The organism is Tabrizicola sp., assembly GCF_036781545.1.
Taxonomy (GTDB): Bacteria; Pseudomonadota; Alphaproteobacteria; order Rhodobacterales; family Rhodobacteraceae; genus Tabrizicola.
In genome coordinates, this window is the sequence record NZ_DAIQAT010000007.1 from 1 (window position 1) to 12,972 (window position 12,972).

The window sequence follows — 12,972 nt, forward strand, 5'->3', positions numbered from 1 at the left end:
GACGCTGACCTATTACGGCGCCGAGAAGGTCATGCCGCATTACAACGTGATGGGCATTGCGAAGGCGGGGCTGGAGGCCTCGGTCAAATATCTGGCCGAGGATCTGGGCAAGGACGGTATCCGGGTCAATGCGATCTCGGCGGGGCCGATCAAGACGCTGGCCGCCTCGGGCATCGGCGATTTCCGCTACATCATGAAATGGAACGAGCTGAACTCGCCCCTGCGCCGCAATGTGACGCAGGAAGAGGTCGGCAAGGCCGCGCTTTACCTGCTGTCCGATCTCGGCTCCGGCACCACGGGCGAGAACCTGCATGTCGATGCGGGCTATCATGCGGTGGGCATGAAGGCGATCGAGGCCCCTGACATCGACCTTCTGCAAGGCAGGAAGGAGGGCGGTCAGTGAGCCTGGCCGCCTTTCTGGCCTTTGCGGGGCTGGTGCTGTTCGCCGTGGTCTCGCCCGGCCCGGCTGTCCTCATGTCGGCCCGGACCGGACTGACCGAGGGTTTCCGAACCGGGGCGATGCTGGCGCTGGGCATCGCCAGCGGCGCGGTGGTCTGGGCGCTGGCGGCGATGTTCGGGCTGCATCTGGTCTTCGACGCGGCACCTTCATTGCTTTGGGCGCTGAAGATCGGCGGGGCGGCCTATCTTCTCTGGATGGCCTGGCATCTCTGGCGCGATGCGAAAAAGCCTTTCATTGCCGAGGATGCGCGGCCCGTCCCGCGCTCGGCCTTCGCGGCTTATCGGCTGGGGTTCTGGACCAACCTGTCGAACCCCAAGGCGGTGGTCATGTATTCCTCGATCTTCCTTGGCACCATCAGCCCCGGCACCCCCAGATGGGTGCTGGCCTGCCTGATCCTTCTGATCCTGATCGCCGAGACCGCCTGGAACAGCCTTGTCGCCCGTATCTTCTCGATGGAGCGGACGCGGGCGGCCTATATCAGCCTGAAAACCGTGATCGACCGCTCATTCGGGGCCGCGCTGGCCCTTCTGGGCGTCAAGATCGTCGCCACCTGAGGAGGGACCCATGTCCGCCGACCGCCTGCCGCATGAAAAGGGATTTCACGTCAGCTGGGACCAGATCCACCGCGATGCGCGGGCGCTCGCCTGGCGGCTGGACGGCAAGGGGCCGGGCGAGGGGGGAACCTGGAAGGCGGTCGTCGGCATCACGCGGGGCGGGCTGGTCCCGGCAATGATCGTCAGCCGCGAGCTGGACATCCGGGTGGTGGATACGATCAGCGTCAGGTCCTACCATTCCGGCGGCGGCAAGGCCGACCAGCGCCGCGAGGCACAGGTGATCAAGGCCCCGCAGGCGGAACTGATGGGCGACGGCGGGGGCATCCTGATCGTCGACGACCTGGTGGACAGCGGCAAGACGCTGGAACTGATCCGGGGCCTCTACCCCAAGGCGCATTTCGCCTGCGTCTATGCCAAGCCCGAGGGCGAGAAGCAGACCGACACCTTCATCACCGGCGTCAGCCAGGACACCTGGATCTTCTTCCCCTGGGACATGGCGCTGCAATACGTCCAGCCGATGCGCGGGGCGGACTGAGAGACGGCGCCTGACGACTTTCGGCGCAATCGGGGCTTTTGCACCGAAGCCCATGTCGAAACAGCTGTCATCCCCGCGCAAGCGGGGACCCAGATGGGGCTGTCAGGACCTGGGTCCCCGCTTGCGCGGGGATGACAGCATCAGCCCGGCTGTCTCGCCAAAAACGCTTCGCTGTCGAAGGGCTGCCCCGATTCCTCGCCCTTGATCAATGCGGCTTCCAGTGCCTTCACCTTGGCCTCGTGCTCCTGCAACAGCCGCAGGCCGGCGCGGATCACTCCGCTGGCCGGTCCGTAGCGGCCGGACTTGACCTCGGTGTCGATGAAGCTGGTCCGGTGCGATAAGGAGAGGGCTTGCAACTGGCCGCCATCCGGGGACACTTCGGGCCGATGCTTCCAGGATGGACCGAATGACCCTGCCGCTGAACCCCGCCTTTGCCGCCACGGAACCGCCCCCGGTGATGGAGGCGCGGCGCTGGATCGAAGGGGTTGCCTTCCCCGCCGACCGCCCGCTGATCAACGTCAGCCAGGCCGCGCCGGTCGACAGCCCGCCGCTGGGCCTGCGGCAGGCCCTGGCGGATGCGGCGCTGAACGACCCGCAGGCGCATCTCTACGGTCCGGTGCTGGGGCTGCCCGCGCTGCGCGAGGAGATCGCGCGGCAATGGTCGGCCACCTATGGCGGCAGCGTGACCCCGGCGCAGGTGGCGATCACGCAGGGCTGCAACCAGGCCTTCTGCACGGTGATGGCGACGCTGGCCGGGCCGGGGGACGAGGTGATCCTGACGACGCCGTGGTACTTCAATCACAAGATGTGGCTGGACATGGCCTCGGTCACCACCGTTCCGTTGGAAACTGACGAAACGCTGATCCCCTCGGCAGAAGCTGCGGCAGGGCTGATCACCGACCGGACGCGGGCCATCGTGCTGGTCAGCCCGAACAACCCCGGCGGCGTGGAATATCCGGCCGAGACGCTTTCCGCCTTCCGCGACCTTGCCCGCGCGAGGGGCCTCGCGCTGATCGTCGACGAAACCTACCGCGATTTCGACAGCCGGACTGGCGCCCCGCATGATCTGTTCCAGGACCCTGACTGGGCCGACACGCTGATCCAGCTTTACAGCTTCTCCAAGGCCTACCGGCTGACGGGGCATCGGGTGGGCGCGGTCGTCGCCTCGACCCAGCGGCTGGCCGAGGTAGAGAAATTCCTCGACACCGTGGCGATCTGCCCCAGCCAACTGGGCCAGATCGGCGCGCTTTGGGGGATGCGGAACCTTGGGCAGTGGCTGGCGGGTGAGCGCGACGAAATCCTCGCCCGGCGCAAGGCGATGACCGAAGGCTTCCAGTCGCTGCCGGGTTGGAAGCTTCTGGGCTGCGGCGCCTATTTTGCCTATGTTGAACATCCTTTCGACATCGCCAGCGACGCCCTGTGCAAGCGGCTGGTGACGGAGGCCTCGCTCCTGATGCTGCCGGGGACGATGTTCCAGCCCGAGGGTTCGGCGGCGGGCAAAAGGCAGATCCGCATCGCCTTCGCCAATGTCGACGCCAAGGGCATTGCCGAGGTGATCCGGCGGCTGAAGGCCTTCCGCCCCTGACGGGGATGTGAGGCGCGGGGGCGACGGGCGATCTTGATCTTGCCCCCCTGCCGGGTTCCCACTATTCACCTCACCCGGAACAACCCGAAGGCAGAGCTATGGCGAAGACCCCGACCCAAGACGGCAAACGCCCGCGCGGCAAGGCGCAGGAGGCGGCGGTCTGGATCCTGATGTCGATGCTGATCCTGGGCCTCGGCGGCTTCGGCGTCACCAACTTCTCGGGCGGCGTGTCGAAGGTTGCCAGCGTCGGCAGCATCGAGATCACCACCGACGACTATGCCCGCGCGCTGCAGACGCAGGTCAGTGCCCTGTCGCAGCAGCTGGGCCAGCCGATCACCGTGCAGCAGGGGCTGTCCTTCGGCATCGACAAGCAGGTGTTGCAGGGCGTGATCACCCGCGCCGCGCTGGACAATGAGGCTCAGCGGTTGGGCCTGTCGGTCGGCGACGAGATGGTTGCGGCCGAGATCATGAAGATGGACGGCTTCAAGGGCATCAGCGGCACGTTCGACCGGGAAGCCTACAAGTTCGCGCTGAAGCGCAACCGCCTGAGCGAGACCGAGTTCGAGACGAACCTGCGCCGCGACATCAGCCGCGAGCTGTTGCAGGGGGCCGTCGCCGGCGGCTTCGCGGCGCCGAAGCCGATGACCGACACGCTGTACGCCTGGGTGGCGGAACGCCGCGGTTTCTCCATGCTGCGGCTGACCGAGGCAGACTTGGCGACCCCGGTGGCCGAGCCGACCGAGGAGGAGCTGAAGGCGCATTACGATGCGCATGTCGACCGCTTCACCAAGCCCGAGGCCAAGCGCATCACCTATGCCGCGCTTCTGCCCGAGGCGATCGCCAAGGACCAGCCGGTCGACGAGGCGGAACTGAAGAAGCTTTATGACAAGCGGATCGCCGAATTCGTCACCCCCGAGCGGCGGATCGTCGAGCGGCTGGTCTTCCCCGACGAGGCCAGCGCCGAGGCGGCAAAGGCGAAGCTCGACGCGGGGACCAGCTTCGAGGCGCTGGTGGCCGAACGCGGGCTGTCGCTGGATGCCATCGACCAGGGCGATGTGTCGAAAGAGGAACTCGGGGCTGCGGGCGAGGCGGTCTTCGCAGTGGCCGAGGGCGGGGTGGCCGGGCCGGTGGAGTCCGGTCTTGGCCCTGCGCTTTACCGGGTGAACGGGGTGCTGGCGGCGGAAGAAACCAGCTTCGAGGCCGCGCGCGAGACGCTGGCCTCCGAGATGCAGGCCGATGCGGCGCGCCGCGCGATCGGCGACCGGGTCGAGGAGATCGACGATCTTCTCGCCGGGGGCGCGACGCTGGAGGACCTCGCCAAAGGGTCCGGGCTGGCGCTGGCGACGCTCGACTATGTGCCGGGCCAGCCGGGCGACAGCACCATCGAGGGCTATCCAGCCTTCCGCACCGCCGCCGAAGCGGCAAAGGAAGGCGATTTCCCCCAAGCCATCGTGCTGGATGACGGCGGCGTCGTCGCGCTGCGGCTGGACCAGATCGTGCCCGCCGCCCCGATCCCCTTCGACGAGGCGAAGGAGAAGGTGGCCGAGGACTGGCGCGCGGAGGCCGTGGCCAAGGCGCTGGCCGCCCGGGCAAGCGAGATCAAGGCCGCTCTGGAAGGCGGGGCCGGGATCGGCAGCTTCGGCATCGTCGACGTGACGCCGGAAACCGCGCGCACCGGTTTCGTCGCGGATGCGCCGGACAGTCTGCTCAAGGATGTGTTCCGGATGGCCGAGGGCGGGGTCGAGGTGATCCAGGCCGATGGTTTCACCGCCGTGGTGCAACTGAACAAGATCCTTCCCGCCGCGGTCGAGGGCGAGGATGCCGAGGAGCAGAGGGTCGCGCTGGAAGCGCAGGCGAGACAGGCGATCTCGCAGGATGCCTTCGCCGCCTTCACCGCCGCGCTGACCGCCCAGGCGGGGATCACTCTGGACCAGACCGCGATCAACGCGGTCCACACGAGCCTGCCCTGATGCAGTTGCAGCCATCCTTTGCCGCATTCGAGGCGGGCTGGAACCAGGGAAAGAACCAGATCGTCTGGGCGCGGCTCGCGGCGGACCTCGACACGCCGGTCAGCCTGATGCTGAAGCTGGGCGATGCGCGCGCCGACACGTTCATGCTGGAATCGGTGACGGGCGGCGAGGTGCGCGGCCGCTATTCCATCGTCGGCATGAAGCCGGATCTGGTCTGGCAATGCCACGGCGAGACAAGCCGCATCAACCGCGAGGCGCGCTTCGACCGGCAGAGCTTCACCGATCTGCCGGGCCATCCGTTGCAGACCCTGCGCGATCTGCTGGCGGAATGCCGGATCGACATGCCCGAGGGGCTGCCTGCCGTCTCGGCGGGGCTCTTCGGCTATCTCGGCTATGACATGATCCGGCTGGTCGAGCACCTGCCGGACGTGAACCCCGATCCGCTGGGCTTGCCCGATGCGGAACTGATCCGACCCTCGGTCGTCGCCGTGCTGGACGGGGTGAAGGGCGAGGTGACGGTGGTCGCCCCCGCTTGGGTGGCAGGGGGCCTGTCGGCGCGGGCGGCCTATGCGCAGGCCGCCGAACGGGTGATGGACGCACTCCGCGACCTCGACCGCGCGCCCTCGGCGGCGCGCGATCTGGGTGATAGCGCGCCGGTCGGTGCGGCGCAGTCGAACTTCACGCACACGGGCTACAAGGCGGCGGTCGAGAAGGCCAAGGAATATATCCGCGCGGGCGACATCTTTCAGGTCGTGCCCAGCCAGCGCTGGTCGCAGCGCTTCACCCTGCCGCCCTTCGCGCTGTATCGCAGCCTGCGGCGGACCAATCCTTCGCCCTTCATGTTCTTCTTCAACTTCGGCGGCTTCCAGGTGATCGGGGCCAGCCCGGAAATCCTCGTCCGTCTGCGCGATGGCGAGGTCACGGTCCGCCCCATCGCCGGGACCCGCAAGCGCGGCGCGACGCCGGAAGAGGACAAGGCGCTGGAGGCGGAGCTGCTCGCCGACCCGAAGGAACGCGCCGAGCATCTGATGCTTCTCGACCTTGGCCGCAACGACGTGGGCCGGGTGGCGACAGTCGGCACGGTCAGGCCCACCGAGACCTTCATCATCGAGCGCTACAGCCATGTGATGCATATCGTCAGCAATGTGGTGGGCCAGATCGGCGCGGGCGAGGATGCGCTGTCGGCCCTGCTGGCGGGCCTGCCTGCGGGAACCGTGTCCGGCGCGCCGAAGGTGCGGGCGATGGAGATCATCGACGAGCTGGAGCCGGAAAAGCGCGGCGTCTATGGCGGCGGCGTCGGCTATTTCGCGGCCAATGGCGAGATGGACTTCTGCATCGCGCTGCGCACCGCGGTCCTGAAGGACGAGACGCTCTATATCCAGGCCGGGGGCGGGGTGGTCTTCGACAGCGACCCCGAGGCCGAGTATCAGGAAACTGTCAACAAATCCAACGCTTTGCGCCGCGCCGCCGAGGATGCGGGCCGCTTTGCCGGGCGCGGGAACGGCTGACGCCGCCGCCGCGTGCGCCTTCGGCTTCTCGTCGGGGATAGGCCCCGCGAGGAGCGACGAAGGAGACGACGAGCAACCCCTCAGTCGACCTTCAGCACCGCCGTCAGCGGCGCCAGCGCCACCGTCGCGGCCTTGCCCTCCACCGTCCATTCCAGAAGGGCGGCCACCGTCGCCGGATCGGCGGTGCCGACGACGCTGACCCGCCCGTTCTGGTCGGCCTTGAACACCGCGCGGTCGAGAAGGCGTCGCACCGCGACCTTGTCGCCACCGGCCTGGTCGAGGTTGCGGAACACGACGGCAGCTTCCAGATCGTCGCGCCGGGCCACCTGGTCGGCGGCATTCAGCCCCGCGTCCCAGGTCAGAAGCCCACGGCCATCCGCCTTCAGGATCGGCACCACAGCGCTGGCCAGACCCCGGTTGTTCTGGAAGACCGGAGTGGCCAGGTCCATCGCCGCGACGGCCTCGGGCAGGCCCTGTTCCATCGCCTGGAAGGCCACCTCGACATCCGACGCCTGAGCGCCCTGGGCGATGCCCGTCACCAGCATCACCACCTCCTTCCCGCCCTCGCGGTAGATCGCGGCGCGGTCCGGCGTGGCAGGGTCCAGAGGGTCCAGCGCGAAGCTGACCGGGAAGGGCAGGGCGGCAAGCCCCGCGCGGTCCAGATCCGGGGTGCCGGGATCGACCAGCACGATGGCAAAGGGCGGTTTGGCGCCGGGGTTCTCGAAGGCTGCGGCGAACTGCGCGATCGGGCGCGGGTCGAGGGGTGCCGCGGCAGGGTCTGCGGCGGGATCAGTGGGGGCGGGCTCCTCGGCGGGCTTGGTACGCCCGATGATCACCCCTTCGCCCGCACGAACAAGGCCGGGGGCGGGCTTGAAGGTGGGGCTGTTCTCTTCCTCGGTCAGGACCGTCGCGGGGTCGGCGGCGGGTTCGGTGACACCCGGCAGCGCGGCAGGCTTCGTGCCGGGCATCTCGGGCAGGGCGACGCCCGGAATCGTCTCGGTCGGGGCCGGGATGGGTTCGGGCTCGACAGCGGGGGCTTCGGCGGTCGCAGGCGGTACGGGTTCGGCAGCGGGCTCGACGGCAGGGGTGTCGGCGATCGGCGACTCCTCCGGCTCGGCAAGCGCGACTTCGGGAGCAGCAGCTTCCAGCGCAGGCTCCATGGCAGGCGCTTCGGTGTCGGGGACGGGCGGCGATGCGGCTTCGGGGGTGGGCGCCTCGACCGCCGGGGCCTGGACGACCGGTGCCTCGACGGCCCGCTCTGTCACCGCCGGCGCTGCCTCTGCGGCCGTGGCAGGCTCGGCCGCGGGTGCTTGCGTGGCATCGGCCAACTGGGTCACTTCGCTCGGGACGGCTTCTGCCGGGGCAGGTTCCACCGGCAGCGCTGCGGGGGCGGTTTCCGCGGTGGCCTCGGCTGTCGCGGGGGCGGGCTCGCTCGGGATCGGTTCGGCAGGGGCGGGCTCCGCCGTGGCGGTCTCGACCGGAGCGGCCTCCGTTGCCGCCACCGCCGGAGCCTCGGGTTCGGCAGGGGTGGGCTCTGCGGCGGGAGCGGCAGGTTCTGCCATCCCCCCCGCATCGGCAAGCCGGGTCTCGGTGGGTGCGCTGGCCTCCGCCGTCTCTGCCGTGACCTTGGCATCGGCGCCCTCGGCCTCTGCTGCCGCTTGGGCCGGAGCTGCCGGATCGGGGGTCGCTGCCGCATCGGCCTCGGTCGCGGCGGGCTTCGACGGCTCGGTGCCGGTCTCGGGCTTGTCGACCTCGGCCACCGGCGCCTCGGGGGCGGGCATTGCCTCGACGGTTTCCACCTCGGGCGCCGCGGGGGCCTCTTCCGTCACGCTGGGGGTCACTGCGGGGGCTTCGGCAGCGGTCTCCGCCACAGGCTCCTCCGTCACGGGCAGGGCAGCCTCGGCCACCTTCGCCCCGGCTTCCGGCGTCGTCGCCTCTGGCGAAGCGATTGGTTCTTCGACGGCAACAGTCGGAGCATTGTCATTCGCAGGCCGCGTCGGCGCCAGCAGCGAGGCGATCACCAGTCCGCCCGTGACCACCAGCCCGCCGGATACCATGCCGAGAAGGAATTTGCCGACCACCACTGCCTCCAGCTCTGCGCCGTTCCCTCCGCTCTGCCGGAACTTTCCCCGACCGACCGGCCGTCTGCTTCGGCACCATCGTTCTCTTCGCGTGCAGTATAGCCTGTGCCCTTGCGGCCTTCACCCCTTTTTCTTCCCGCAGTCAACAAGTTGCCGCCACCGTGGCAGGCGGGCAATCCTTGGACCGGGCAGAGGAAGGTGGAGGCGGGTACCGGACCCGCTACCATATTTCTAAGCCATTGACGGGGCTGGACCGGCGAGCGTGAGGTTGCTCAGGTGTGCCACACTGTGTGTCGCACTTCTCCTTATGTCAACGTACACGGTGTCTGGCGAAGGTGTGCGTGTCAGTGCTAACCTAAAGCGATATCTCCGCCGCGTTCCGATAGTCTGCTCGGACGAGATGGGCGCGAGGTCGGATGAAAGGCTCGACAAGCAATAGCTTTGCGCGTTGACTGCGAGACGCTGTGCTATGGAGGTGTGGTTGGATCAAAGCCTTTTGTCGAGCCTGAGAGAGCGTATGCCTTGGCTTCTGGCCAATCGTGTGTTGAAGGCTGTGGGTCTTAGCACAAGTCAGGGATGGGACCGGACCTCAGAAGCACTCGCAAGTGTTGACCACGCCTACGCCGAGCGTGAGCTTCGTCGGTTTCTGGAGGAGCACATCCTGTGCGGCGAGAAGATGACTAAGTTCTACGCCGTAGGCAATGAAGGCCGTGCTGCGCTTGCCGAAGCGATTAGTAAGGCCCCGCTAGGTCAAGGACCGTTTGCCAGTAGCTATCCGTTGCTTCTCGACGAGCAGGCACTTGGCGAGGCTGGGCTTGACCCTGAGTTGGTTCAGATCGTTCGCAATGCGGAAGGTGTCGGCGCTGTGTTCGCTTCCTGTGTGAACTTGACGACGAGGGAGACCATCTCCACCGCCCAACTTGACGAACACTCGGCATTGCGCACTCAGTTCGACGAGATTGTGGGGCTACGCTATCGCCCAGTTCAGCTCTTTGCTGTGGTTTGGGTGCACAGTCGACACAACGTCGTTGAAGTACGAACAGACTTTCCGCGTGGCATGACGCAAGAACTGGCTCATCAGTTACAGTCGCAATACAGAAAAGCTGTCAACATGCTGATCGGACAAGACATTCTTGTTAGGCCGGTGGACCTCTATCCACTAGTGTGGAGCATGTATAGCGATGCATCGGAAGGCAAAGTCGTTCAGCTGACTTTCAACACGTCTACCGGGTCGGTGAAGGACGAGAGAATGCGGCGCACTCGCCTATGCTTACGGGAAGAACTCTACCACGTAGGTGGCGTGAACGCGCTTAGTCAGGACATACAGCCTTTCCATGTGAGCATTCAGTGGCATCTTAGCGCAGATGGCCTACTTCTTGCACCAGAGTTGACCTTGGCTGGAACTTCGCGCGGCGCGCATAAAGTTGGAGGGGGATCGGGCGAGCCAGTCATCTCCGCCGCGTTGATCAAGGACTGCCTTGGAACAGAGGACTACGAATACGTTTCGGAGCGTGTATTGGAGCATTTGCGCCGCCTAACTCCAGCCGAGCCAGCCGCAGCTACGGCTGTCGGTTAAGAAAGCCATGGACAAGAAAGAAGTCATTGCAAGGCTGACTTCGACCTGGGCGGACACGCCTACGGGAAAAATATGCTTGCGGCTCGCCGAAGGGCTACTCAGGTTAAATCCCGAAGAAGCTCAGATGCTGACCTATGAGAGCATGTTGGCAATAGTAGATCAGGATCGAGTTACGCCCGAGCTTGAAGCTGCTTTAACTGCGCTCACTACATCGGAAGCAGCCATCTTGAAGGCGGGTGGCATCTTCATTGACGAAGACGACACTTCGTCAGAGCTATCAGATGAGGAGTTTGCAGACGTGGTAGCTCGGAACGTTCTCGTTCATCCGATTACTGGTGAGTTTGTGGATAACCCGAGGGATCATGTGTTGCCATTCTTCTCCCTAGTTAAACTTGCGGAAAGCGCCCATTGAGTTTCTCAGTTTACCGCATTAGCGACTTGGTCGTAGAGGACGGGACGCCGCTTGCCTGTCAAATTCGGTATCGCACCGCAACCACTCACGCCGAACGCGCTGATGCGCTTAGGGACCTTGTTGACTATTGCTGTGGCGAACTAGAGCAGTATCGCCATCTTAAGCAGAAGGACAGCGAGGATGCTCTAACAGTACAGATAGTCTCTATTCTGAAGGGTCAGGGGGTGGACGCAGAGCATGACCCGCAGCATGGTGGGCATTGTGATATTCTGGTAAAGGCTGCACATGGCTTCATTTGGATAGCGGAGGCAAAACTACACTCCTCGTACACTTGGCTAGATGATGGATTCAAGCAGCTAACCACGCGGTACTCCACTGGGGTGCCGGGGCAAGATCAGGGCGAAGTCTTGATATATTGCAAGGCGGCCAACTCAAAAGAAAAGCTGGACAAGTGGCGTGAAGAGTTAGTTAGTCGAAACACTGAGGTCGTTGTTTTTGACGACCCACGCGGAAACCCCCTAGTCTTCCACTCTACGCACAAGCACGAGAATTCAGGACTAGATTATGGTGTAAGACACAAGATAGTCTCGCTGTACTTCGACCCTAAGAAGTAGCCGCGCTGCCCCCCCCCCCCCCCCCCGAACTCAAGGAGCTGAGGTGGTTCGGTTGGGTCTACACCGTTAGAAGACGCGCATGGCTTGCGATGCAGCTTGGTTAGAGCGAATAGACTAAGCATGGACCTGATCTACCCAATCAACTTCGTAGGCCACGATGAGTGGATGAAAAGCGGTTACGCTCTCAGCCTTGCGGGCGGCGATGTCATTACCCGCTACGGTGAAGTGCTGGGAACGTGGCGTGTCGTTGACTACAACCCGGAAGCGGAGCCGGGCGTTGACGACGAAAGCGGATGCTATGAGTTCGTTGCGAACGGGCAGGCCGACGCAATGTTTTTCGAGGGCTTTGTCTTTTTAGACTATAGGGCTAGCAGGGGGTTGGCTTTGTCAAATCTGATCCGCACGATCAGGGAGTGGCACGAACAGGCTACCTGATGGACTGTTGCCGCACACTAGGCGGCGAGGTCCAAAATTTCCGACGAATTTTTGCGAGGGGGTATCTATACCCTCCTGCGCGCGAAGTTCCCCCCATAGGCCCCCGCTGATCCAGAAGGCCGCCCCAGCCCGAGGCTGATCCACAGCCCTTGCCACGGTAGGAGCAGGGCAGGCATCTGGCTAGGCAGGAGCAGCCACGACACCGGGTCTTCATGCCACCGCACGCATGCGAGGCAGCCACCACAAGGCCGATACCGCTCAGTATCGCGTGACCATATGGGTGTACATCAAGAGAACCATAGCGGGAGCGGTTCGATAAATACCTATTGACAACCCTTAGCGAACCGAAGATAAGAGAACCATCCAAAACGAACTATCAGGGCCTCGCCATGTTCATCCGTGCCTACCTCCGCGCCTCGACCAAAGACCAAGACGCCGAACGTGCCCAAGGCGATCTGGAACGCTTCGCCACAGACCAAGGCATGCAGATCGCAGCCCGATATACCGAGAACGAGAGCGGGGCGAAGCTTGACCGGCCCGAACTGTTCCGGCTCTTGACCGACTGCCAGCCCGGCGACGTGCTTCTGGTGGAGCAGGTAGATCGTCTAAGCCGCCTAAACGGGGCCGATTGGGAACGCCTCAAGGTAGAGATTGCAGCCAAGCGGGTTCGCGTGGTCGCCCTCGACCTCCCGACTTCTCACCAGTTGATGAAGCCGGGGGCTGACGAGTTCACTGCAAGGATGCTCGACGCGATCAACGGCATGATGCTCGACATGCTGGCAGCAATCGCTCGCAAGGACTATGACGATAGACGGCGGCGGCAGGCTCAGGGGATCGAAAAGGCCAAGTCCGAAGGAGTCTACCGGGGGCGACCCGAAGACGCCAAGAGGAATGCAGCCATCGTTGCCATGCTACGGAGCGGGCAAAGCTGGAACAGCATCATCGCCGCAACGGGTTGCTCCCGCTCGACGCTGGCCCGCCTGACGAAGCGACAAGACGGCGCAGCAGAGGTGGCCTGAACACCAGATGCCTGCGTGCCAGATACCCGCCTACCAAACACCATGGCTAACCCTGTGTTTTGGGTGCAAAGAAGCCCGTCTCGCACGCCGGGTACCTCGGGTCGTCTGGGGGCGGGAAGGCAACCGAGAGGGCCTTATTCGGCCTCTCCGGGCATGCCAAGGGGTGAATGCTGGGCTGATCTGCCTGTGGTGCCCGATCCGAGCCGTGGGCGGCACGATGGCA

The 12,972-nt window shown here is 65.0% G+C and carries 12 protein-coding genes; 10 read left to right on the forward strand and 2 right to left on the reverse strand.

The features are described 5' to 3' along the window. The 3 genes from V7Q39_RS02710 to gpt form a co-directional block, all read left to right on the forward strand. Positions 1 to 403 (forward strand): SDR family oxidoreductase (locus V7Q39_RS02710; protein WP_333814818.1); only part of this gene is annotated, 403 nt, incomplete at its 5' end. Further along, complete coding sequence (locus V7Q39_RS02715) at positions 400 to 1,014, forward strand: LysE family translocator (RefSeq protein ID WP_333814820.1); 615 nt, start codon at positions 400 to 402, stop codon at positions 1,012 to 1,014. The genes V7Q39_RS02710 and V7Q39_RS02715, both read left to right, overlap by 4 nt. Before the next feature lie 10 nt (positions 1,015 to 1,024). Further along, positions 1,025 to 1,549 carry a xanthine phosphoribosyltransferase gene (gene gpt / locus V7Q39_RS02720; protein WP_333814822.1) on the forward strand — a complete coding sequence of 175 codons (525 nt, stop codon included), beginning with the start codon at positions 1,025 to 1,027 and terminating at the stop codon, positions 1,547 to 1,549. Positions 1,550 to 1,689: 140 nt separating this feature from the next. Here gpt and V7Q39_RS02725 read toward each other — a convergent pair whose 3' ends face one another. After that, entirely contained in the window at positions 1,690 to 1,926 is a 237-nt protein-coding gene (locus V7Q39_RS02725; protein WP_333814824.1) for a type II toxin-antitoxin system ParD family antitoxin, read from the reverse strand. 29 nt (positions 1,927 to 1,955) lie between these two features. Between V7Q39_RS02725 and V7Q39_RS02730 the strand changes: the two genes are divergently transcribed. From V7Q39_RS02730 to trpE, 3 genes are all read left to right on the forward strand, one after another. Beyond that, on the forward strand, positions 1,956 to 3,134 hold the full coding sequence (locus V7Q39_RS02730; protein WP_333814826.1) for an aminotransferase: 1,179 nt from the start codon (positions 1,956 to 1,958) through the stop codon (positions 3,132 to 3,134). Positions 3,135 to 3,232: 98 nt separating this feature from the next. Next, entirely contained in the window at positions 3,233 to 5,104 is a 1,872-nt protein-coding gene (locus V7Q39_RS02735; RefSeq protein ID WP_333814828.1) for a peptidylprolyl isomerase, read from the forward strand. Continuing rightward, positions 5,104 to 6,612 carry an anthranilate synthase component I gene (gene trpE, locus V7Q39_RS02740; RefSeq protein WP_333814830.1) on the forward strand — a complete coding sequence of 503 codons (1,509 nt, stop codon included), beginning with the start codon at positions 5,104 to 5,106 and terminating at the stop codon, positions 6,610 to 6,612. The genes V7Q39_RS02735 and trpE overlap by 1 nt, the downstream gene beginning before the upstream one ends. A gap of 80 nt (positions 6,613 to 6,692) precedes the next feature. On the opposite strand, the gene V7Q39_RS02745 is transcribed toward trpE, so the two are convergent. Beyond that, positions 6,693 to 8,693: a divergent polysaccharide deacetylase family protein gene (locus V7Q39_RS02745; protein ID WP_333814832.1), complete on the reverse strand. Its 2,001-nt coding sequence runs from the start codon at positions 8,691 to 8,693 to the stop codon at positions 6,693 to 6,695. Between the two features lie 676 nt (positions 8,694 to 9,369). Between V7Q39_RS02745 and V7Q39_RS02750 the strand changes: the two genes are divergently transcribed. From V7Q39_RS02750 to V7Q39_RS02765, 4 genes are all read left to right on the forward strand, one after another. Then, entirely contained in the window at positions 9,370 to 10,269 is a 900-nt protein-coding gene (locus V7Q39_RS02750; protein ID WP_333814834.1) for a hypothetical protein, read from the forward strand. Between the two features lie 7 nt (positions 10,270 to 10,276). Further along, positions 10,277 to 10,681 carry a hypothetical protein gene (locus V7Q39_RS02755; protein ID WP_333814836.1) on the forward strand — a complete coding sequence of 135 codons (405 nt, stop codon included), beginning with the start codon at positions 10,277 to 10,279 and terminating at the stop codon, positions 10,679 to 10,681. Between the two features lie 734 nt (positions 10,682 to 11,415). Then, positions 11,416 to 11,730 (forward strand): hypothetical protein, encoded by a 315-nt coding sequence (locus V7Q39_RS02760; protein WP_333814837.1) that lies wholly within the window; start codon positions 11,416 to 11,418, stop codon positions 11,728 to 11,730. Between the two features lie 389 nt (positions 11,731 to 12,119). Next, entirely contained in the window at positions 12,120 to 12,749 is a 630-nt protein-coding gene (locus V7Q39_RS02765; protein WP_333814839.1) for a recombinase family protein, read from the forward strand. Positions 12,750 to 12,972: the final 223 nt, after the last annotated feature.

Excerpts from the sequence above, each read along its gene's own strand:
- V7Q39_RS02765 (WP_333814839.1), top strand. The coding sequence starts at position 12,120 with ATGTTCATCCGTGCCTACCTCCGCGCCTCGACCAAAGACCAAGACGCC.
- trpE (WP_333814830.1), top strand. The coding sequence starts at position 5,104 with ATGCAGTTGCAGCCATCCTTTGCCGCATTCGAGGCGGGCTGGAACCAG.
- V7Q39_RS02755 (WP_333814836.1), top strand. The coding sequence starts at position 10,277 with ATGGACAAGAAAGAAGTCATTGCAAGGCTGACTTCGACCTGGGCGGAC.
- V7Q39_RS02760 (WP_333814837.1), top strand. The coding sequence starts at position 11,416 with ATGGACCTGATCTACCCAATCAACTTCGTAGGCCACGATGAGTGGATG.
- V7Q39_RS02730 (WP_333814826.1), top strand. The coding sequence starts at position 1,956 with ATGACCCTGCCGCTGAACCCCGCCTTTGCCGCCACGGAACCGCCCCCG.
- V7Q39_RS02735 (WP_333814828.1), top strand. The coding sequence starts at position 3,233 with ATGGCGAAGACCCCGACCCAAGACGGCAAACGCCCGCGCGGCAAGGCG.
- V7Q39_RS02750 (WP_333814834.1), top strand. The coding sequence starts at position 9,370 with ATGACTAAGTTCTACGCCGTAGGCAATGAAGGCCGTGCTGCGCTTGCC.
- gpt (WP_333814822.1), top strand. The coding sequence starts at position 1,025 with ATGTCCGCCGACCGCCTGCCGCATGAAAAGGGATTTCACGTCAGCTGG.